This window comes from Aquihabitans sp. G128, from assembly GCF_019048865.1.
Classification (GTDB): domain Bacteria; phylum Actinomycetota; class Acidimicrobiia; order Acidimicrobiales; family Iamiaceae; genus Aquihabitans.
In genome coordinates this window covers 3,400,482-3,423,051 of record NZ_CP077604.1, presented here as the reverse complement: position 1 = coordinate 3,423,051, position 22,570 = coordinate 3,400,482, and the positions used below count along the sequence as shown (strand labels likewise).

Annotated in this window: 12 protein-coding genes and 2 pseudogenes; 2 read left to right on the top strand and 12 right to left on the bottom strand. The window is 71.3% G+C overall.

Annotation, left to right across the window (positions count from 1 at the left end):
- The first annotated feature begins 49 nt into the window (after positions 1-49).
- Entirely contained in the window at positions 50-2,617 is a 2,568-nt protein-coding gene (locus KSP35_RS16355) for an ABC transporter permease (RefSeq protein ID WP_216996884.1), read from the top strand.
- 43 nt (positions 2,618-2,660) lie between these two features.
- On the opposite strand, the gene KSP35_RS16350 is transcribed toward KSP35_RS16355, so the two are convergent.
- From KSP35_RS16350 to KSP35_RS16300, 12 genes and pseudogenes are all read right to left on the bottom strand, one after another.
- Positions 2,661-4,709, bottom strand: a complete 2,049-nt coding sequence (locus KSP35_RS16350) for a PQQ-binding-like beta-propeller repeat protein (RefSeq protein WP_216996883.1) — start codon at positions 4,707-4,709, stop codon at positions 2,661-2,663.
- Positions 4,710-4,839: 130 nt separating this feature from the next.
- On the bottom strand, positions 4,840-5,445 hold the full coding sequence (locus KSP35_RS24625; RefSeq protein ID WP_254127237.1) for an NADP-dependent oxidoreductase: 606 nt from the start codon (positions 5,443-5,445) through the stop codon (positions 4,840-4,842).
- A 141-nt stretch (positions 5,446-5,586) separates the two neighbouring features.
- Positions 5,587-5,951 (bottom strand): annotated as a pseudogene (locus tag KSP35_RS24620) (hypothetical protein); the annotation flags it as partial.
- A complete protein-coding gene (locus KSP35_RS16340; RefSeq protein ID WP_216996882.1) occupies positions 5,846-8,164 on the bottom strand; it encodes a hypothetical protein in 2,319 nt (772 codons plus the stop codon). The gene KSP35_RS16340 and the pseudogene KSP35_RS24620, both read right to left, overlap by 106 nt.
- Before the next feature lie 459 nt (positions 8,165-8,623).
- Positions 8,624-11,104: an ATP-dependent chaperone ClpB gene (gene clpB / locus KSP35_RS16335; protein ID WP_371748988.1), complete on the bottom strand. Its 2,481-nt coding sequence runs from the start codon at positions 11,102-11,104 to the stop codon at positions 8,624-8,626.
- 110 nt (positions 11,105-11,214) lie between these two features.
- Positions 11,215-11,598, bottom strand: coding sequence for a heat shock protein transcriptional repressor HspR (locus tag KSP35_RS16330; RefSeq protein WP_216996880.1), 384 nt, complete (start codon positions 11,596-11,598; stop codon positions 11,215-11,217).
- A complete protein-coding gene (gene dnaJ, locus KSP35_RS16325) occupies positions 11,595-12,770 on the bottom strand; it encodes a molecular chaperone DnaJ (RefSeq protein WP_216996879.1) in 1,176 nt (391 codons plus the stop codon). The genes KSP35_RS16330 and dnaJ overlap by 4 nt, the downstream gene beginning before the upstream one ends.
- Positions 12,771-12,778: 8 nt before the next feature.
- Positions 12,779-13,378: a nucleotide exchange factor GrpE gene (locus KSP35_RS16320; RefSeq protein ID WP_216996878.1), complete on the bottom strand. Its 600-nt coding sequence runs from the start codon at positions 13,376-13,378 to the stop codon at positions 12,779-12,781.
- The gene (dnaK, locus tag KSP35_RS16315; protein WP_216996877.1) at positions 13,375-15,228 is read right to left on the bottom strand and encodes a molecular chaperone DnaK; all 1,854 of its coding nucleotides are present in this window, start codon (positions 15,226-15,228) and stop codon (positions 13,375-13,377) included. Before dnaK ends, KSP35_RS16320 begins: the two co-directional genes overlap by 4 nt.
- Positions 15,229-15,401: 173 nt before the next feature.
- Positions 15,402-17,156, bottom strand: coding sequence for a 5'-nucleotidase C-terminal domain-containing protein (locus KSP35_RS16310; RefSeq protein ID WP_216996876.1), 1,755 nt, complete (start codon positions 17,154-17,156; stop codon positions 15,402-15,404).
- A gap of 637 nt (positions 17,157-17,793) precedes the next feature.
- Positions 17,794-18,168, bottom strand: a pseudogene (locus KSP35_RS26040) (5'-nucleotidase C-terminal domain-containing protein); the annotation flags it as partial.
- Between the two features lie 322 nt (positions 18,169-18,490).
- Positions 18,491-21,490, bottom strand: a complete 3,000-nt coding sequence (locus KSP35_RS16300; RefSeq protein ID WP_216996874.1) for an ExeM/NucH family extracellular endonuclease — start codon at positions 21,488-21,490, stop codon at positions 18,491-18,493.
- 259 nt (positions 21,491-21,749) lie between these two features.
- Between KSP35_RS16300 and KSP35_RS16295 the strand changes: the two genes are divergently transcribed.
- A complete protein-coding gene (locus KSP35_RS16295; RefSeq protein WP_216996873.1) occupies positions 21,750-22,568 on the top strand; it encodes an acyl-CoA thioesterase II in 819 nt (272 codons plus the stop codon).
- Positions 22,569-22,570 lie beyond the last annotated feature (2 nt).

Genomic DNA, 22,570 nt, shown 5'->3' with positions numbered 1-22,570 from the left:
CCCTCCCCCCCGCTCGCCGCCTGCTCGCCGCTCCCACCGAGGCCCCCGCATGATCCGCACCACCCTCCGCTCCTTGTGGTCCCACAAGCGCCGCCTGATCTCCACCTGCATCGCGGTGATCCTGGGCGTGGCCTTCATGGCCGGCACCCTCGTGCTCACCAGCACGATCAACAGCGTCTTCGACGACCTGTTCGCCAACGTCAACAAGAACACCGACGCCATCGTGCGCGGCCCGGAGCTGTTCAAGTCCGACCAGGCCGGCACCCAGCGCGACACCATCCCCGAGGCCACCGCCGAGAAGGTCCTGGCCGTGCCGGGCGTCGCGGCGGTCAGCCCGTCCATCGCCACCGAGTCGATCACCCTCCTCGACAAGAAGGGCGACCCGATGGGTGGCCAGGGCCCGCCCACCTTCGTGGGCTCGTGGGGCACCGACGCCCAGCTGAACCCCTACACCGTCATCTCCGGCCGCGCCCCCGAGCGCGAGGGCGAGGCGGTCATCGACCGCGCCGCCGCCAACGACGGGCCGTTCAAGGTGGGCGACTCGCTGAAGTTGGTCACCGCCGACGGTCCCACCTCCCTGAAGCTGGTGGGCATCACCCGCTTCGGCGATGCCGACAGCGCCGGCGGCGTGATCTTCGTGGGCACCACCCTGCGCCAGGCCCAGGACTACGCCGGCGAGCCCGGCAAGCTCGACACCGTCGACGTCCGGGGCGACGCCGGGGTGTCGCCCACCGAGCTCGTGAAGCGCATCGAGGCCGCCAAGGTCACCAGCAAGGCCGACGTCCTCACCGGCGAGCAGGCGGCCAAGGAGCAGGCCAACGAGCTCAAGGACCTGTTCGGGTTCTTCTCGAAGATCCTCCTGACCTTCGCCTTCATCGCCCTGTTCGTCGGCGTCTTCATCATCTCCAACACCTTCGGCATCCTCGTGGCCCAGCGCACCAAGGAGCTGGCCCTGCTGCGGGCCATCGGCGCCACCCGGTTCCAGGTGCTCGGCTCGGTGCTGCTGGAGGCCGGCATCATCGGCGTCGTCTCGGCCGTGCTGGGCTTCCTCAGCGGCGTGGGTCTGGCGGCGGCCGCCCTGGCGCTGTTGCGGGGCGTGGGCCTCGACCTGCCGAGCGCCAGCCTCACCATCACCGGCGGCACCGCGGCGGTGGCCATCTTCGTCGGCCTCGCCATCACCACCGCCTCGGCGGTGCTGCCCGCAGTGCGCGCCACGCGGGTCCCGCCCATCGCCGCCCTGCGCGACGTCGCCATCGACACGTCGGACCGCTCGCGGCTCCGAGCGATCTTCGGCGTGCTGTTCCTGGTGGTCGGTGCCGTCCTCACCATCCCCGCCTTCGGCACCGACCCCACCACCGACCAGCTCCCCAAGGTCGGCATCGGGATGGCGCTCATCGTGGTGGCGGTGCTGGTACTTGGCCCGGTGTTGGCCCGCCCGCTGTCCCGCGTGGTCGGCTCGCCGCTGCCCGCCATCAAGGGCGTCACCGGGCGGCTCGCTCGGGAGAACGCCATGCGCAGCCCCCGCCGCACGGCCTCCACCGCCGCCGCCCTGATCATCGGCGTCACCCTGGTGGGCTTCATCACGATCTTCGCCAGCTCGGCGCAGACGTCCGTGACCGCATCGATCAGCGGTGGCTTCGAAGGCGACTACATCCTCCAGCCGGCCAACCAGCAGAGCTTCACCGGGGCCAGCTTCAAGCTGGCCGACGCGGTGGCGAAGGTCGACGGCGTCGACACCGTCACCGCCATCTCCGGCGTGCCCGCCCAGCTGACGCTGCCCGACGGCTCCAAGCCGGGGACCAACATCGCCGGCATCGATCCGCCCACCTACACCAAGCTCTTCGACGTCAAGATGAGCGAGGGCGACCTGTCGGACCTGAAGAAGGGCCAGATCGTGGTCGGCCGCCAGACCGCCAAGAAGGAGTCCCTGGCCATCGGCGACACCGTCAAGGTGCTCAGCGCCGACGGCCGCCGGGCCTCCTTCCGGGTGGCCGCCATCAGCGACGACAACGTGCTGCTCGGCGACTGGACCATCACCAGGGACGACGCCAAGGCGCTGCGGGCCAAGCCCGACGACTTCCTGGTGGCCATCAAGCTCGACCAGGGCACCTCCGTCGAGGGCATCCGGCCCGAGCTCAAGAAGGTCGCCAAGGCGTACCCGACCATGAAGCTCCAGGACCGCAAGCAGTTCACCGGCTCGATCGTCGCCCAGATCAGCGCCCTGCTGAACGTCATCTACGGCCTGCTGGCGGTCTCGATCGTGATCGCCCTGATCGGCATCGCCAACACCCTGTCGCTGTCGATCCACGAGCGCACCCGGGAGCTCGGCCTCTTGCGGGCCATGGGCATGACCCGGAGCCAGCTGCGCTCGTCGGTGCGGTGGGAGGCGGTCATCGTGGCCCTGATGGGCACCGGCCTCGGCCTGCTGCTCGGCCTGGGCCTCAGCTACACGCTGGTGCAGGCGCTCAAGAGCCAGGGCTTCAACAGCTTCGACGTGCCCATCGGCGGCATGGTGTTCGTGGTGGTCTTCGGCGCCGCCCTCGGCGTGATCGCCGCCCTCCGGCCGGCCTGGAAGGCCAGCAAGCTCAACGTGCTCGAGGCGATCTCCACCGAGTGAGCCCGGCGCCGGCACCGGCTGCCGACTCGGCGCCCTGGTCGACCTACTTCGGGTCGGCCAGGGCGTAGAACTGGCCGCCGCGGGCGCCCACGAAGATCTGGCCCTTGAACACGGTGGGGGTGCTCTCGACGCAGCCCTCGAGCTGCACCTTCCACAGCTCCTTCGGGCCGTTGCCCACCCCGTCGCCGTCGGTGTCGGTGCCGGGGTCCTTGGGCTTGGAGAAGTCGAAGCCGTGGAGCACGCCGTTGCAGTCGCCCTGGATCCACACCCCGTCGACGATCACCGGAGACGACCAGGTGGGGCCGGGGAGCTTCTTCTTCCAGAGCACCTTGCCGCTCGCCATGTCGACCCCGTTGATGAAGCCGCCGTCGGTAGGCGCCACCACCACCCCGCCGGAGATGGCCGGGGTGGCCCAGAGGCCGCGGTCGTCGTTCACCTTCCAGACCACCGGGTCGTCGGGCTTGGTGGGGTCGACCTTGATGAGCTGGCCGACCTCGTCGGAGTGGGCGTAGGTGCTGGCCCGCTCACGCTCCTGGGCCACGTAGAGCATCCCCTCCTTGTCGATGACCACCGAGGCGTCGGTGTCGTCGCCGGTCCAGAACCGGAACGTCTGCTTGACGCTCGACGGGTCCTTCTTGAGGTCGGTGATGTCCCAGCCCTGGAGCAGGCCGCCCGAGTTCGAGAAGTACACGGTGTTGCCGGAGATGGCGACGGAGTTCTCGATCGAGACGTCGTTGACCCGCTCGCCCGAGCCGGCCAGGTCGGTGAGCAGCTCCTGGTCCCAGCCCGGCGCGTGGAACACGATCTTCGGGTCGACGCTGACCTTGCCGTCGGCGCCCATCTTCCGGTTCAGCTTCACGATGTGGAACTGGCCGTTCTCGCCGCCCTCGAAGAGGTAGTCGTCGAGGATCAGCGACGAGCCGTCCCAGTCGTCGTTCCACTTGGTGGGCGAGACGTCGTCGGCCTTGAGCGTCCAGAGCGTCTCTGGCTCCTTGTCGTCGCGGTCGAGCGCCAGGATCTCGAAGTTGTGGCGGCTGCCGCTGTAGAGGAGCGGGAAGCCGTCGGGGTCGCGGGTGACCGAGCCCTTGATGATGTCGCCCATGTCGTGGTTGCCGATGAGGTTCTCACCGTTGGACGCGTCGAAGAAGTGGATGTTCTTGTCGTAGGTGCCGACCGCCACCCACGTCTTGCCGTCCTGCTCCCAGACCGACGGCTGGCCGGTCCAGCCGCTGCCGCACCAGGTCTTGTTCTGGCCGCCCACCGGCGAGTTGCCGCACATGCCACCGGACTCGGGGTAGTGCCACTGGACCACCGGCGCCTTGGGCACGGGGCCGAGGCCGTAGTAGCTGCGGGTGGGGTTGCCCCGGAAGGTGATCTGGCCGACCACCTTCGTGCTCCACGGCTCGCCCGAGGTCTTGGGGTCGACCCAGCCGTCGTAGGCCTTGGCCGGCTCCTCGGCGAGGCCGCTCGTGGTCTTGGTGCTCCCGGAGCCGGTGCCCTTCGTGCCGCCGGACGCCTGCTCGGTGCCGCCCTTGGTCGACTGCTTGCCGCGGTCGTCGCCGCGCTGGGTGCAGAAGCCGACCACCAGCACCAGCACCGCCAGGACGCCGCCGCCCACCAGGAGCCGCTGGCGCTGGATCTGCTGCTCGCGGGGCGAGCGGGGCCGCGGGTTGCTGCGGGTGTGCTCGACCAAGCCCTGGACGGTGCGGGCGGAGTCGCCCGGCGGGCGCAGCTGCGAGCCGGGGCCGCTCGTCGGGCGACGGGCGGCGGCTCCGGACCGGGCGCCGACGCCGCCACCGACGCCCGCGGCGGGGCGCCGGGCGCCGGGATCGGCGGGGCGGCCGCCGGTGGGCCGCACGCCGGTGGGCTGGGGGCGAGCCGGACGGCCGGCCTGCGGGGGCCGGCCGGCCTGCGGGGGGCGGCCGGGTTGCGGGGGGCGCGGGCCGCCGGGGCGGGGCGGGCGGCGGGGGCCGCTGGGCGCGGTGCCGCCCGGGCCGGGGGGACGGCGGGGGCCACCGGCCGCAGGGCGGGCGCCGTCGCCGGGACGGGGCGGGCGGCGGGGGCCGCGGCGGGGTTCGTCGGGGGTGCTCATCGGTGCGTCGTGATCCTCTCGGGGCACAACGGGCGGCGGACCGGTCTCCCAGCACCGCCCGGTGCAGACCGGACCAGCGTACGGACCCGGTCCCGCCCGGCCGCGGCAAGCGCGGCGCGACGCTCCGGGCTCAGGCCGGCGTGGGCTCGCCGACCTTCACCACGGTCTTGCCGATGTTGGCCCCGGTGAACAGGCCGTTGAGGGCGTCGACCGAGGAGGCGACCCCCTCGAAGACCTGCTCGCGGTGCACGAGGCGGCCCTCGGCCTCCCACTGCTTGAGGTGGCCGAACGCCTCCTCGAAGCGGCCCCACTGGTCGAGGGTGTTGAAGCCCTGCATCCGTGCGCTCTTCGCCAGGAGGTTGACGTAGTTGGCCGGGCCGGGGTGGTCGCCGGTCAGGTAGCTCGAGATCACGCCGCAGAGCGCCACCCGCGCCTTCTGGGCGAGCCGGCCCAGGACGGCGTCGAGGATCGGGCCGCCGACGTTGTCGAAGTAGACGTCGACGCGCTTGGGGCAGTGCTCCTTCAGGGCCGCCTTGAGGTCGCCGGCCTGGTAGTCGATGCAGGAGTCGAAGCCGAAGTCCTCGACCACCACCCGGCACTTCTCGGGCCCGCCGGCGATGCCCACCACGTGGGCGCCGGCGATCTTGGCGATCTGGCCGGCCAGCGAGCCGGTGGCGCCCGCGGCCGCCGAGACCACGACGGTCTCACCGGCCTGGGGCTGGCCGATGTCGGTCATGCCGAAGTACGCCGTGGCCCCGGTGGAGCCGTAGACGGAGAGCATGGCGAGCTGGTCGACCACGCCGGGGATGACCGTCGTGAAGAGGTCGTCCTTGACGATGGAGTACTCCTGGAAGCCCGACAGCGTGGTCACCACGTCGCCCACCGCGTAGGCGTCGCAGCGGGAGGCCACCACCTCGCCCACGCCGGCCGCCCGGATGACCTCGCCGATGCCCACCGGGGGAGGTAGCCGGGCTGGTCGTTGAGCCAGGTGCGGACGGCGGCGTCGATGCCGATGTAGGTGGTGCGCACGAGGGCCTCGCCGTCGGCGGGCTCCGGCGCCGGCCGGGCCACGAGCTCGGTGTCCTCGGGCTCGAGCAGGCCGTTCGGACGGCGCTGCAACAGGATCTGATGGTTCGTCAGGTCGGCCACGGCGCAGAACCTACCGAAGCGGGCTCGCCGGGGTCGGGTGGATGGCTGCGGCCCCTCGGAGCCCGTCGCCACCGATGTCCGTCGCCGATCCATGCCTCGGGAGGCATGTACGACATCTCCGACATCGCCCTGGTCAGCACCACCGTGGTGGTGGGCGTCGACCTCGGCGGCGAATCGACGTCGAATCGCCGCTGACGTCGCCGGGACCGCGTGGGCGACCTCAGGTGAGGGGGTTGGCGGCGGCGAGGTCGGCGGTGACCCCGGTCTCGGAGCCCGACTGGTAGCGAGCCCCCCCACGTCACCCGCTCCGCCGCAGTCGACGGGCGAGCCCACCACAGGGCGATCTGACGACCGGCCAGCGCACGATCCGCCTCGACGCCGGCCAGCAGGAACCGGGCCAGCGTCACCCGCTTCGCCCCACCCGCGACCTGCTTGCGAATGGTGGCCAGCTCGGCGCTCGTCGGCGCCCGACCCAGCTCCACCCGGTAGAAGGCCTTCGCCCAGCCGTCGACGGTGGCGCCCGCCGAGTTCCAGAACGACGTGTCCCCGTACACCTCCGCCCGCAACGCATCGAGCGCCACCCCCGACCGGAACCGCGCCGTGTACGACGCCACCCCAGCCGCCGACGCCGGCCGACCCAGGATCCGCCGCAGCTCCTCCCGCACCTGGTGCGTCGCCCCCTCGGCCCCGTTCAACACCTCACGGGCCACCGCCTTGCGCCCGGCCTCGGTGGCGGCACGGGCTCCCAAAGATGCGAGCTGCGCTGCCGACGCCGGGCGACCCAGGCCCTCGACGAAGAAGCCAGAGACGAGTCGCGTCCCCACGGTGTCTGAACAGGTCGCCCCGCTGCTCGGCGTGCCGGAGGCCACCGCCACGAACGCGTCGCCCCGCTCTTCGAGGTGCAAGGTCACGCCTGCGGGCAGGCCCGATGCCGAGAGGGTGCGAGCCCTGCGGACCACGCCCGCGACGTTGCCCGCTGGCGTGGCGCTCGGTGGCCGCCACCCCAGCAGCAGCTGGGGCCAGGACACCAGCTGCCACCGCGAGCCGGCGCACGGCACGAAGCCCTCGGTGATCCCGACGTCCAGCTGGAGCGGCGCGCCGAAGTCGAGCACGGCCCTGGTGGCCACCACGCGACTGCTCGCCGCTTCGGTGAGCCCGCCGAGCTGGAAGGCCGAACGAGACTGCCCCAGCCCCAGCACCGGCACCGTGCGGCTCGCGCCGGGATCGACCACGAAGCCGCTTTCCGGCTCGTCGCTGATGACGTTCAGCCACGCATCGAGCGAGCCCGCACCGTCGTAGCGCTCAGCCGACACCTCGGCCGTCGGGTCCGTGCCGACGATGGACCCGGTGTTGTGCAACCGACCGGAGACCAGCAGCGACGCGCCCAGCGGACCGGCACCGCCGAACCGAGATCCCACCTCAAGCCGTCCGCTGTTGAGGAGGTCCTGGTCGGGCTTGACCCAGACGGAGCCGGAGACCTGCGCCGTGCCCTGGTTGTCGAGGCCGCCTTCGAGCTGCACGCCCTTGAGCCGCAGCGTGCCGGTGTTCACGATCCGAGCGGTGATCGGCCCGTGAGGAAGGCCGGAGGCGCCGTCGCCGGGCACCCCCTCGACGTCCAAGGTCCCCGAGACCTCGATGGGCGGAGGCAGCTCGGAGTACCTCGACGCGAGTCCCTCGATGGACAGGCGGCTGCCCTCGGGCCGGACCTCGAGCGTGGCGCCTCTGCGCACGTTGAGGTTGCCGATGTCACCCGTGACGGTGAGCGGGAAGGGCGCTTCGTGGGTGATGTTGATGTCTCGGAGCACCGGTGGGCTGCCAACCAGCCGCGTGTCGACGGTCGTCGCGAACGAACCGCCGCTGGCGACCAGTGCCCCGCCGTCCTCGATGTCGAGCGCCCCGGTGACCTGGAGGTAGCTCACGGCCGAGTCGAGGCGCCCGCCCGCTCGGACGCGGACGTCGCGCAGGGAGGATGCACTGAGCAGGTGCAGGGTGCCCCGCACGTCGGTCGAACCGGGCTCTCGGCGGGGGACGACGAGGGTGTCCGCCCAGGCCTCGGACCCTGCCGCGACCGTCAAGGACCCGTAGGTGAGATCGGTGTAGTCCTTCGATCCGATGATGCGCGCCTGCCCCGAGAGCACGATGGCGCCGGTCCCACCCATCGGGCCGGCCCGCACGTCCCCTGTGAGCTCCAGCGGCGGGTCCTCGACGCTGCTCCGGAGCGCGAACGAGCGCACCGAGAGGCCATCGGCTCGGACCGCCCCGCCCGCAGCCGTGTCGATGCACGCGGCGTCGGCTGCGTTGGGCACGCGGTGGGACCCGTCCGGCGCGTCCCAGTTGCCTGGCGTGTGCCAGGACCGATCGCCCGCCGCCCCGGTCCAGGCGATCGTGCCGTAGCCGGTACAACGGCCGACAGCGGCCGCAGCCGGCGACGCCGGCCCGACGAGGGGAGCTCCCGCCACTGCGGTCGCCAGCGCGAGGAAGAGAACGATGCGGTTCCGCCGGGATCGGTTCACCGACCCCCATCGGCACCGGGAGCGGCGAGGTGAGGACCTCGACATCGCCGCCCCCGCCCGGAGGCAGACGATGTCGAGGACCCTCGGTCCACTGGCTCGGCCGTGGGATGCACCAGCCGGGCCAGTGGCCTCAGCGGGGCGCCCGCCCGGGCACCTGCCGAGATCGTTGTCCGTGGTTCAACCTAGTGGTTGGCTCCGCGACGCCGCGCCGGCCACCGGCCCACGGGAAGCCGGCGACCACCAGGGGCGAGATCAGCTCGCGGTGACCGTGATCTCGCCCTCGGCGGTGGCACCGACGGTGACGGTGTCGCCGTCGGCCACGTCGCCCTCGAGCAGCTTGAGGGCCAGCCGGTCGCCGATCTCCCGCTGGATCACCCGCTTGAGCGGGCGGGCGCCGAAGGCGGGGTCGAAGCCGTTGCGGGCCATGGCCGCCTCGGCCTCGGGTGCCACCACCAGGGTGATGCGGCGCTGGGCCAGCCGGTCACGAAGCCCCTGGAGCTGGATCTCGACGATGCGCGACAGGTCGTCGGTGCTGAGCGAGCCGAAGCGCACGATCTCGTCGATGCGGTTGACGAACTCGGGCTTGAACAGCGTGAGCGGGTCGCCCGGCAGGTTCGACGTCATGATCAGCACGGTGTTGGTGAAGTCGACCGTGCGGCCCTGGCCGTCGGTGAGGCGGCCGTCGTCGAGCACCTGCAGGAGGATGTTGAACACGTCCGGGTGGGCCTTCTCGATCTCGTCGAGCAGGATCACCGCGTAGGGCCGGCGCCGCACCAGCTCGGTGAGCTGGCCGCCTTGGTCGTAGCCCACGTAGCCCGGGGGCGCGCCCACCAGGCGGGACACGGCGTGCTTCTCCATGTACTCGCTCATGTCGATGCGGACCATGGCCCGCTCGTCGTCGAAGAGGAAGTCGGCCAGGGTGCGGGCCAGCTCGGTCTTGCCGACGCCGGTGGGGCCGAGGAACAGGAACGAGCCGATGGGCCGGTTGGGATCGGACAGGCCGGCCCGGCTGCGGCGGATGGCGTTGGCGACCGCGACGACCGCCTCGTCCTGGCCCACCACCCGCTGGTGGAGCACGTCCTCCATGCGGACCAGCTTCTGCAGCTCGCCCTCCATGAGGCGGGTCACGGGGACGCCGGTCCACTTGGACACGACCTCGGCCACGTCCTCCTCGTCGACCTCCTCCTTCAGCATCTGCTGGGTGCCCTGCAACTCGGCGAGGCGCTTGGTGGCCTCGTCGACCTGGCGCTCGAGCTCGGGGATCTGGCCGTAGCGGATCTCGGCGGCCTTCTCGAGGTCGCCCTCTCGCTCGATCTCGTTGCGCTTGGCCTCCAGCTGCTCCTTGAGGGCGCGGATGGCCGTGATGGCGTCCTTCTCCCCCTGCCAGTGGGCCTTCATGGAGAGGCTCTGCTCCTGCAGGTCGGCCAGCTCCTTGTCGAGCGACGAGAGGCGGTCGACCGACGCGGCGTCGGTCTCCTTGGCCAGCGCCACCCGCTCGATCTCGAGCTGGCGGATGCGGCGCTCGACGACGTCGATCTCGGTGGGCAGCGAGTCGATCTCGATGCGCAGCTTCGAGCCGGCCTCGTCGACCAGGTCGATGGCCTTGTCGGGCAGGAACCGGCCGGTGATGTAGCGGTCAGACAGCACGGCGGCGGCCACCAGGGCGGCGTCCTGGATGCGGATGCCGTGGTGGACCTCGTAGCGCTCCTTGAGCCCGCGCAGGATGGCGATGGTGTCCTCGACCGAGGGCGGCGCCACGTAGACCTGCTGGAAGCGGCGCTCGAGGGCGGCGTCGGTCTCGATGAACTTGCGGTACTCCTCGAGCGTGGTGGCGCCGATCAGGCGCAGCTCGCCTCGGGCCAGCATGGGCTTGATCATCTGGCCGGCGTCCATGGACCCCTCGGCCTTGCCGGCGCCCACGATGGTGTGCATCTCGTCGATGAAGGTGATGACCTCGCCGTCGGCGTCGGTGATCTCCTTCATGACCGCCTTCAGGCGCTCCTCGAACTCGCCGCGGAACTTGGCGCCGGCGATGAGGGCGCCGATGTCGAGGCTGACGAGGCGCTTGTTCTTGAGCCCCTCTGGCACGTCGCCCTCGACGATGCGCCGGGCCAGGCCTTCGACGATGGCCGTCTTGCCGACGCCGGGCTCGCCGATGAGGACCGGGTTGTTCTTGGTGCGGCGGCTCAGCACCTGGATGGTGCGGCGGATCTCCTCGTCCCGGCCGATGACGGGGTCGAGCTTGCCCTGGCGGGCGGCCTCGGTGAGGTCCCGGCCGAAGCGCTCGAGGGCCTGGTACTGCTCCTCGGGGTTCTGGCTGGTGACGCGGTGGCTGCCCCGGACGTCGCGCAGGGCGACCAGCAGCTCCTCCTTGGTGGCGCCCAGCCGCTCGGCCACGGCCAGCAGGAGGTGCTCGGTGGAGAGGTACTCGTCGTGCAGCTCGGCGCGCAGGGCGTCGGCCAGGTCGACGACGTTGTTGAGCGGGCGGGAGATGCGGGCCTCGGAGCCGTAGGCCTTGGGCAGGCGCCCGATGGCCTCCTCCGACGTGGCTCGCAGGGCGGCCGGCGAGGCGCCGACCTTCTCGAGGATGGGGAGGACGACGCCCTCGGCCTGGCCGAGCAGGGCGCTCAGCAGGTGGTCCGGCGTGACCTCGGGGTTGTTCTCGGTGCGGGCCCGGGAGATGGCGGCGTTGAACGCCTCCTGCGTCTTCAGGGTCCAGCGGTTCGGATCCATGGCCATGGGTTCAGGCTACCTCCGTCCTGGTCCAAAGTTGACAACAAGGCACTCAAGTTTTGACGACCGTCGGGCGCCGGGACCGGGGGCCGAGCGCACGGGAAGCGGGCTCAGCGGCGGCGGCGCTTGCCCTCGTAGAGCACGACCGCCTGGCGCACCGGCACGATGTCGTAGCGGTTGCGCCGCTCGACCTCGGCCACCTCGGCCTGGGCCTCGGCGCGGGTGCGGTCGAGCTCGGCCTGGAGGCGCTGGTTCTCGGCCTCCAGCACCAGCACCCGCTGCACCCCGGCCAGGTTCAGGCCCTCGTTGGTGAGCTCCTGGATGCGGCGCAGCAGCTCGATGTCCTCGTCGGAGTACCGGCGGCTGCCGCCCTGGGTGCGGGCGGGATCGACCAGGCCCTTGCGCTCGTAGATGCGCAGGGTCTGGGGGTGCACCCCGGCCAGCTCGGCGGCCACGGAGATCACGTAGACCGCGTGCTGCGGTGACCGGGTCATCGGGAGGCCTCCTCGGTCTCGGGCTCGGGAGCGGCGGGCGGGAACAGGTGGGCGCGGGGCGACTCGTCGGCCGCGGCCGCCAGGGCCTCGACCGCGGCGCGCTCGGCGTCGCTGAGCGTCACCGGCACCGCCACCTCGACGGTCACCAGCAGGTCGCCGGTGGCCTTGGTGGTGGCCACGCCACGACCCTTCACCCGGAAGGTGCGGCCGGTGCGGGTGCCGGCGGGCAGCCGAACCTTCACCGATGCGCCGTCGATGGTGGGCACCGAGATGTCGGCGCCGAGGGCGGCCTCCGGGAAGGTGATGGGGACGGTGATGCGGAGGTCGCGGCCGTCCATGCGGAACAGGGCGTGGGGGTCGACCTTGCAGGTGACGAACAGGTCCCCCGGCGGGCCGCCGTTGCGGCCGGGATCGCCCCGGCCCTTGAGCCGGATGCGCTGGCCGTCGTGCACCCCGGCGGGGATGCGGACCTTGACCTCGCGCGGCCGGCGCTCGATGCCGACGCCCCGGCAGTTCTTGCAGGGGTGCTCGATGAGGACGCCCCGGCCGGCGCACTGCGGGCACGGGCGCTGGGTGGCGAAGAAGCCCTGGTCGTCGTCGACCACGCCGCGCCCGCCACAGGTGGGGCAGGTGGTGGGCGTGGTGCCGGGCTCGGCGCCGTTGCCGTTGCACACGTGGCACACCGCATCGCTCACCAGGTGGAGCGTGGTGGTGAGCCCGGCGACAGCATCGGTGAAGCCGAGGTGGAGCTCGGCCTCCAGGTCACCGCCGCGCTGGGGGCCGGTGGCCCGGCCCCGACCGCCGCGGCCTCGGCCGCCCCCGAACAGGTTGCCGAAGACGTCGCCCAGGCCGCCGCCCATGTCGCCGGCGTTGAACGTGAAGCCGCCGCTGGGGCCCCCGCCGCCGAACCCCCCGGGCCCACCGGGGCCCATGGGGCCGGCGGCGCGGACCTCGTCGTACTCCTTGCGCTTCTCGGCGTCGCCCACGACGTCGTACGCCGCGGAGATCTCCTTGAAGCGCTCCTCGGCCGCCGAGTCCCCGGGGTTGGCGTCGGGGTGGTTCTCCCGCGCCAGCTTCCGGTAGGCGCGCGTGATGTCCTTGGCGTCGGCGTCCTCGGCGACGCCGAGCACCCGGTAGTAGTCCTTCTCGAACCACTCGCGCTGTGCAGCCATGGGTGGACCTAGCCCCGGACCTTGACCATGGCCGGGCGGACCACGCGGCCCTTCCAGCTGTAGCCGGGCCGCAGCACGTCGGACACCACCGTGCCGTCGTCGCCGTCCTGGGCGGGCTCGTGGAGCACCGCCTCGGCCACGTTCGGGTCGAACTCCTCGCCCGCGGGGTTGATGCGGACCAGACCCTCCTTCTCCAACGTGCCCAAGAGGGCGGCGAAGATCGGCTCGACCTCGGCGGCCCCGTGGGCCACCGCGCCGTCGCACGCGTCGAGCACGGGCAGCAGCTTGTCGACCAGCGCCTCGGCGGCGCGGGTGCCGGCGTCGATGGCCTCCTTGGCCAGGCGCTTGCGGGAGTTCTCGAAGTCGGCCTGGTTGCGGCGCCACTTGTCGAGGTAGTCGTCGCGCTCGGCGGTGGTCTGCTCGAGGAGCGCGATCAGCTCCTCGACCGAGGCGCCGCTGCGATCGGCGGCACCGTCGGCCGGCACCTCGCCGTCGACGGGGGCATCGTCCGCGCCCCCGGCGGGGCCGTCGGCCGCGGCCGGGGGGCCGAGGGGGTCCTCGACCTCCTCGGCCTCGACCACGGGGTCGTTCGCGGAGGGGTCGGTCATGCCTTGCCCTCGTCGTCCTCGTCGATCACCTCGGCGTCGACGACCTCGTCGTCATCGGCGCCGTTGGCCCCGGTGGCGCCGGCGCCCTGGTCGTACTGGCCGGCGTTCTCGGTGGCGGTGGCCTCGTAGAGCTTCTGCGTGAAGGCCTGCGAGGTGGTGGTGAGGTCCTCGAGGCCGGACTTGATGGCCTCCAGGTCGGTGCCGGCGAGGGCGTCCTTCAGGCGGCCCAGCGAGGCCTCGGCGGCGGTCTTCTCGTCGCCGGTGACCTTCTCGCCCTGCTCCTTGAGCAGCTTGTCGACGGAGTAGACGAGCGAGTCGGCCTGGTTGCGGACGTCGGCCTCCTCGCGGCGGGTGCGGTCCTCCTCGGCGTGGGCCTCGGCGTCCTTCACCATCTGGTCGATCTGGTCCTTCGACAGCGAGGACTGGCCGGTGATGGTCATCGACTGCTCCTTGCCGGTGCCCTTGTCCTTGGCGGACACGTGCACGATGCCGTTGGCGTCGATGTCGAAGGTGACCTCGATCTGCGGCACGCCACGGGGGGCGGGCGGCAGGTCGACGAGCTTGAACTTGCCCAGCGTCTTGTTGAACTGGGCCATGTCGCGCTCGCCCTGCAGGACGTGGATCTCCACCTGCGACTGCATGTCGTCGGCCGTGGTGTAGGTCTCGGTGCGCTTGGTGGGGATGGTGGTGTTGCGCTCGATGAGCTTGTGCATCACGCCGCCCTTGGTCTCGATGCCGAGCGACAGCGGGGTCACGTCGAGGAGCAGGATGTCCTTGACCTCGCCCTTGAGCACGCCGGCCTGGACGGCGGCGCCGATGGCCACCACCTCGTCGGGGTTGACCGACTTGTTGGGCTCGGACCCGGTCATCTCCTTGACCAGCTCGGTCACCGCGGGCATGCGGGTGGAGCCGCCCACGAGGACCACGTGGTCGATCTGGCCCTTGGTGAGGCCGGCATCGGAGATGGCCTGCTCGAACGGCTTGCGGGTGCGCTGGAGCAGGTCGGCCGTGAGCTCCTGGAACTTGGCCCGGGTGAGGTTCACGTCGAGGTGGAGGGGGCCGGCGTCGGTGGCGGTGATGAACGGCAGGTTGATCTGCGTGCTCTGCACCTGCGACAGCTCGATCTTGGCCTTCTCGCCGGCTTCCTTCAGCCGCTGCACGGCCATGTTGTCCTTGGAGAGGTCGACGCCGTGGTCGCCCTTGAAGCCCTCGACCAGCCAGTCGATGACCTTCTGGTCCCAGTCGTCGCCACCGAGGTTGGTGTCGCCGTGGGTGCTCTTGACCTCGAACACGCCGTCGGCGATCTCGAGGACCGACACGTCGAACGTGCCGCCGCCGAGGTCGAACACCAGGATGGTCTGCTCCTGGTTCTCCTTCTCCAGGCCGTAGGCCAGGGCGGCCGCGGTGGGCTCGTTGATGATGCGCAGCACCTCGAGCCCGGCGATCTGGCCGGCCTCCTTGGTGGCGGTGCGCTGGGCGTCGTCGAAGTACGCCGGGACGGTGATCACGGCCTGGGTGACGGTGTCACCGAGGTAGGCCTCGGCGTCGCGCTTGAGCTTCATCAGCGTGCGGGCCGAGATCTCCTGCGACGTGTACGCCTTGCCGTCGATGTCGATGGTCCAGTTGGTGCCCACGTGGCGCTTGACGGACCGGATGGTGCGATCGGGGTTGGTGATCGCCTGGCGCTTGGCCACCTCGCCCACCAGGACCTCGCCGTTCTTGGCGAAGGCTACGACGGAAGGGGTGGTGCGCGATCCCTCGGCGTTGGGGATCACGATCGGGTCGCCGGCCTCGAGGACGCTGACGACCGAGTTGGTGGTGCCGAGGTCGATTCCGACGGCCTTGGGCATGGGGTTCTCCTGGGTGTGCGGACGATTGAACTCCGGTCAGCATAGAAACTTGAGTGCTTGGTTATCAACCCCAGCGCCATATTTCCGTCTGACCAGGTCAGGACCGGTTTCCGGACGCGGCCGTGCCCGGCCCACGAGGGGCCGGGCACGGTCCGGGAGCGCTGGGGTGCCGGTCAGCCGGCGATGCGCTGGGCGTACTCCTCGCTGGCGAGCACCGCTTCGGCCAGGGCCTTCACGGTGAGCGTGCCGGCCCGGGAGCCGGTGCGCAGGGCGCCGTACTCCGTGGCGGTGGGCATGCGGCCCAGCATCCGGAGGTGGACGGCGAAGCCCTTGAGCTCCGGGGTGGAGGCCACCTTCGAGCCGGCGCTCTCCAGGAACGCCGCCGCCACGTCGCCGCGGTTCGCCTTGCCGTTGTTCAGCTTGGCGATCCAACCGGCCCGCAGGGCCGGGTCGGCCGGCTTGCGGATGATGTCGCGGTAGAGGGCGTCGACGAAGGGCGTGTTGCCCAGGCCCTTGTAGGGGTTCGGCGACTTGAGGAACTCGTTGGCCGTGGCGGCCAGGCTCGCTCCCCCGTTCAGGCGGGAGATCCACGTGGCGTACCAGTAGTCGGTGGGCGCCTTGTGGAGGAGGCCGTCGTAGAGCCGCAGCACCTTGCTCGACGTGGCGTTCACGTCGAACGGCAGGATCGCCGCCACCAGGTCCCCGGGCGTGTACGTCGGGGTCGTGGCGCTGAGGCGCGTGACCCAGACGTAGAGCTCGAGGCTGTTGGGCGCCCGGCCCAGCAGGTCCTGGTACTGCTTGGTCACCAGGGCCGTCCACGAGGCGAAGGGCTCGTAGCCGGTGCTGCTGGGCGGCACGTAGACCGTGGTGCGCTTGGCCGTGTCGGCGGTGACCGGGCTGTTGGCCCGGAAGTAGTCGACCAGCATGGTCAGGTCGTTGTCACCCGGCGTCGTCTGGTTGGTGCCGCCGCCGAGCGTGGTGAAGTTGTCGCCGCCGGTGGCCAGGAACGAGTTGATCGTCACCCGGTACGTGGCGGCGGGGTCGATGGTGACCCCGTTCAGCTTCATCGTCGAGGCCACGATGTGGCTCCCCTGGGCGGCGGCGGGGTCGTAGGAGAAGGTGAAGCCCTTCGACACGCCGAGCGCCAGGATCGGCCTCGCCGCACCGGCGGGCTGCCACTGCTCCTCGAGCACCTGCTTCAGCTGGGCGCCGGTGTAGCTCTTGGTGAACACGTCGTTGGAGAACGACTGCACGTCGAACGCCTCGGAGTACGTGACCTTGCCGTCCGGAGCGAACAGGAAGTCGTTGCGCACCCCGCCCGGGTTCATCAGCGCGATCTGCGCCCCACCCCGACCGGCGTCCTTCGTCCCGGCCAGCTGCACGTCGGCGATGAAGTTCGCACCCACCGACTCCGTGGCCCGGTTCGGGTCCCGCTTGATGTCGGCGGTGATCGACCCGATCACCTCCTGGCCCAACGTCGCCGCGTTGGTCTTGGCCGTCGCCACGATCTGCGCCACCGCGGCGTTCGCCGGGTAGCCGACGACCTCCACCAGCTCCTGGGTGGAGCCGGTGACGTCCTTGGTGGTGGGGTCGAGGGTCAGCGTGACCTTGCCGAGCTTCTCGCCGTAGTCGCCGGTCTGGACCACCGGGCGGGTGCCGCCGCCGGGCTTGGCCACGGCGAGGGCGTACTCCTGGTGGGTGTGGCCCGAGAAGATCACGTCGACGTCGGCGGGCAGGTCCACGAAGGGCCCGAAGACCGGGTCGGCCTCCAGGTCTGCAGCCGAGGTGGTGGAGGCCGCGGCGCCCTCGTGGGCGAGCAGCACCACCACGTCGGCCTCGCCGTTGGCGGGGTTGCCGTCCTTGAGCTGGGCGGCGACGGTGGCCGCCTCGGCCACGGGATCGTGGAACTTCGAGGTCGGTGATGCCACCGGGCGAGACCAGCGACGGGGTCTGGCTGGTGATGACGCCGATGTAGGCCACCTTCACCGAGCCCTCGTCCTGGATGACGTACGGGTCGAACGCCCGGCCGCCGCCCTTCAGGTAGATGTTGGCGCCCAGGTACGGGAAGTCGGCCCGATCCTGCACCCGGTCCCGCAGGTCCACGTAGCCCTTGTCGAGCTCGTGGTTGCCGATGGCCGAGGCATCGAGCCCCGCAGCATCGAGCGCGTCGAGCGTCGGGTTGTCCTTGTCGACCGCCGAGATGAAGGTCGAGGCACCGATGTTGTCGCCGGCCGAGACGAACCCGGTGAGCGGGTTGTCGCCGCGGAGCCGGTCGACGAGGCCGGCCAGCTGGGCGGCGCCGCCGACGGGACGGCCGTCGGGGGCGGGCTTCGACGAGGGCGACTCGAGCCGACCGTGGAAGTCGTTGATGTCGAGCAGCTGGAGCTCGGACTTGGCGGTGGTGCGCTTGACCGTGTCGGCGGTGACCGGGCTGTTGGCCCGGAAGTAGTCGACCAGCATGGTCAGGTCGTTGTCACCGGGGGTGGTCTGGTTGGTGCCGCCGCCGAGGGTGGTGAAGTTGTCGCCGCCGGTCGCGAGGAACGAGTTGACGGTCACCCGGTAGGTGCCGGCGGGGTCGATCGTCGTGCCGTTGAGCCTCATGCTGGAGGCGATGACGTGGCTGCCCTTCGGGGCCAGCGGGTTGTAGGAGAAGGTGAAGCCCTTCGACACGCCGAGTGCCAGGATCGGCCTCGCCGCACCGGCCGGTTGCCACTGCTCCTCGAGCACCTGCTTCAGCTGGGCACCGGTGTAGCTCTTGGTGAACACGTCGTTGGAGAACGACTGCACGTCGAACGCCTCGGAGTACGTGATCTTCCCGTCCGGAGCGAACAGGAAGTCGTTGCGCACCCCGCCCGGGTTCATCAGCGCGATCTGCGCCCCACCCCGACCGGTGTCCTTCGTCCCGGCCAGCTGCACGTCGGCGATGAAGTTCGCACCCACCGACTCCGTGGCCCGGTTCGGGTCCCGCTTGATGTCGGCGGTGATCGACCCGATCACCTCCTGGCCCAACGTCGCGGCGTTGGTCTTGGCCGTCGCCACGATCTGCGCCACCGCCGCGTTGGGCTGGTGGCCCACCACCTCGATCAGCTCGGCCGAGGAGCCGGTGACCGCCTTGGTGGCGGTGTCGACGGTGAGGGTGGCCCGGCCGAGCTTCTCGCCGTAGTCGCCGGTCTGGATGATGGGCCGGGTGCCGCCGCCCGGCTTGGGCACCACCAGGGCGTACTCCTGGTGGGTGTGGCCGGAGAAGATGGCGTCGATGTCGTCACCGAGGTCGGTGAACGGCCCGAAGACGGAATCGTCTTGGAGGTCGGCCACCGTGGTGGTGGACTCGGCCGCCCCCTCGTGGGCCAGGACCACCACGACGTCGGCCTCGCCGTTGGCAGGGTTGCCGTCCTTGAGCTGGGCGGCCACGGTCTCGGCCTCGGCCACGGGATCGTGGAACTTCGAGGTCGGTGATGCCACCGGGCGAGACCAGCGACGGGGTCTGGCTGGTGATCACGCCGACGTAGCCCACGCGGATGCCGTGGATGGTCTGCACGAAGTACGGGTCGAAGGCCCGGCCGCCGGACTTCAGGTAGATGTTGGCGCCGAGGTACGGGAAGTCGGCTCGATCCTGCACCCGGTCGCGAAGGTCCACGTAGCCCTTGTCCAGCTCGTGGTTGCCGATCGCCGAGACGTCGAGGCCGGCGGCGTCGAGCGCGTCGAGCGTCGGGTTGTCCTTGTCGACCGCCGAGATGAAGGTCGAGGCGCCGATGTTGTCGCCGGCGGACACGAAGGCGGTGTCCGGGTTGGCGGCACGCAGCTCGTCGACCAGGCCGGCGAGCTGGGCGGCCCCGCCGACGGGGCGACCGTCGGGTGCCGGCTTGGTGGACGGCGACTCGAGCCGGCCGTGGAAGTCGTTGATGCCCAGCAGCTGCAGCTCGACGGTGTCGGGCTCGGCGTCGGTGGTGCGGACGCCGACCAGCTCGGGGTTGTGGTCGCTGGCCCGGTAGGGGCCGTCGTCGTAGAACGAGGCGAGGCCGTCGTACTCGAAGGCGAACGACTCGTGGGCGTTGATCTCCCAGATGTCGAAGCCGGTGATGCGATCGAGCATCGAGGCCGACGCCAGGGCGTGGTCGAGCGAGCCCTCCTCGCCGCCGAACACGTACGAGTGGTGGCCGGTGGGGAACTCGGTGGCCACGTCGCTGTACCCGTCGGCGTAGATGTCGCGCATCGGGTCTTCCTGCGTGTAGGCGTTGAAGTCGCCGAACATCAGCACGTCGTCGCTGCCCGCCGAGGCCTTCAGGCCCTCGACGAAGGTGGTGAGCGAGGCGGCCTGGCGGCGGCGGTCGCCGTTCCAGTTGCCCTGGCCGTCGCCCACGTCGGCGTTGTCGCCGGTGGTGGGCGGGTTGTCGCCCGGGCTCTTGGACTTGAGGTGGTTGGCCACCACCGTGAAGGTGGCGTCGCCGGCGGTGAAGGTCTGGGCGATGGGCTCGCGGGCGTTGAACCAGACGCTCTCGTCGTTGATGGAGTGGGCGACGCCCTTGGGCGTCACGCTGGTCGGCTTGTAGATGATGGCGGTGGTGATGACGTCCTCGGACGCCGCGCCGGGGAGCTCGGCCGGGCGGCGGACGTAGTCCCACGTGCCGGCGCCCTCGTCGGCGTTGAGCGCGGCGACCAGCGTCTGCAGGGCGAGCTGGGCCTTGGCGGGGTCGGTCTCGAACTTGATCGAGTTCTCGATCTCCTCGAGGGCGAGCACGTCGGCGTCGAGGCCGCCGATGGCGGCGACGATCTTGGCCTGCTGCTTGAGCCGGCCGGCCTCGTTGGTCGCGCCGCGGGCGTCGCCGCCGTAGTGCACGAAGTAGTTGAGGACGTTGAAGCTGCCGACCTTGACGTCGCCGCCGACCTCACCCGGCGCGGCCGGACGGGGGTTGGTGTGGTCGAACGTGCTGCGGTTGGCCGCCGGGGTGGCGGCGGTGACCGCGGTGGTGGGCTGGAGGCGCCACTCGCTGAAGCCGTAGGACAGGACGGTGGGGCCCCAGGTGGCCACCCGGTCGCCCACGCGGAGCGGCTCGGCGGCGGAGAAGTACGGGGGCAGCTCGCCGGCGGTGCTCAGGTTGGTGGTGCGGCCGTCGTCGAGCAGGAACCGGCTGGCGGCGTTGGCGGCCTTCTGGGCGTCGGCCTCGGCCGAGCCCGGGACGGCGACGTCGGTGATGATCGGGGCCGGCTCGGAGGAGCCGCCGGCCAGGGTGATCTCGCCGTAGCGGTTGGTGTTGTAGACGTCGGAGACGGTGGTGGTGCCCGTGGGCGTGACGAGCATGCCCTCGGCCGACTCGCGCGCCGCAGCGCTGAGGGGGAAGGCCAACGGGGTGGGGGCGGGCAGGGCCACCCCGGACTCGCACACCGCGGTGTCGGCCTTGGCGGCGGTGGTGATCTGGGTGAGGCCGTTGAACTCGGTGGCGGTGCCGGTGACCTCCACCCGGTCGCCGATGGCGACGGTGGGGAACGCGGCGGTGTTGGTGCCGAAGTAGACGAAGATCCCGTCCGAGGCGGTGCCGGCGGCGACGGGGCGCGAGGCGCCACCCGTGCCGGCGGTCTGGATGTAGATGCCGTTGTAGCCACCGGTGCGCTCATCGGCGGTGACGACGCCGGTGACCTTCACCGGGCCGGGGACCGGGGTGGCATCGCCGGTGCCCTGGACCTGGGCGATGGTGTGGGTGATGCCGGTGGCCGTGCACGTGCCGTCAGGATCGGGCGGGGTGACCACCGCGGTGTTCTTGGTGCCGAACGACGCGGCGGACGACGCGTTCCACGCGCCATCGATTTTCTGCAGCGAGGTGCCGGGCACCGTGGAGTTGGTCTCGGCCACCCCGATGTCGGTGGCGGTGAGCCCGCTCGCCGGGCCGTCGGTGGCGGTGAACGCGCCCTCGTAGCTGAGGAACTCGGCCACCGTGCCGTCGGGCTTCACCAGCGCCAGCCCGTCGGTGGGCCCGTTCTGGATGCCGTTGGTGGCGTAGCTCAGCGTGACGACGCCGGAGGTGGTGACCGGCGTGGGCAGCGGATCGTTGTCGTAGGTCTTGCCCTGGGTGGACCCGGCGCCGCCGTTGTACAGGTACACCTTCCAGCCCGTGAGGTCGGTGCCGGGATCGGCCTGCACCTCGATGGCCTCGCCGGTGTCGCCGGCAGCGGTGCTGTCGTCGTAGTGGAGCTCGCTGATGAACGGGTCGGTGGCGGCGCCGGCCGGTTGCGGCAGCAGGGCCAGCAGGCCGGCGATCAAGGCCAAGGCCAGGACGGCCGCGGCAGAGCCGCGGGAACGTGAACGGTGCACTTCATCCTCCGGGGGGAAAGGGCGAGGCTGCGCACCGTAGGAGGCGAGGACGGCGTGGGCGTCTCCGTCGGGCGAACGGTGCGTAAACAGTTTGTTGCACTCGCACCCTGCCACAGCCGCTTGGCGCGTGCGCCGGAGAACGCGGCCCTCGCCCAGGCGGGTGACGCCGGTTCGGGTTCGGAGGTGGCCCCTGGGCCGTGGCACGATGCGGCCCATGGGTGACCCGACCACCGACTTCGTGGCGATGATGACGCTGGAGCCCCACGGCCCGGACACCTTCGTGGGCATGGGCCCGCGGTACCCGTGGGGCGGCCTCTACGGCGGGCAGATCGTGGCCCAGGCGCTGCGGGCCGCCGCCGCCACGGTCGAGCCGCAGTTCCGCGTGCACTCGCTGCACAGCTACTTCATCCGCCGGGGCGACCACACCGAGCCGGTCCGCTACGAGGTGGACCGCGTGCGCAACGGCCGCTCGTTCGTGACCCGCACGGTCACCGCCCGCCAGGCAACCGGCGCCATCCTCTCCATGTCGGTGTCGTTCCAGGTCGACGAGCAGGCGGCCGAGGTGCAGGCCGCCGACCTGCCCGACGTCCCCGCCCAGGCCGACCTCCCCCACGACAGCTGGACCACGATGTTCGACCGGGCCAACGTGCCCACGCCGGACCTGCCCGGCCGCTCCCGCGGCTGGATGAAGATCCGCGGCGAGCTCGGCGACGACCCCGTCCTGCACGCCTGCGCCCTGGCCTACATGTCCGACGACTACCCCACCGACGCCGTCGTCTCGCTGCACCCCGACCGCCCCGGGCCGGACACCCCGCCCGAGGAGCACCCGTTCATGGCGTTCAGCCTGGACCACGCCATCTGGTTCCACCGCCCGCTGCGCGCCGACGACTGGCACCTCACGGCCATGGTCTGCCACGGCATCATCTCGTCGCGCGGGCTGACCATGGGCCACGTGTTCACCGAGTCCGGCGTCCACGTGGCGAGCATCTCCCAAGAGGTCCTGCTGCGCCGTCGCCGGCCCGCCGCGGGCTGACC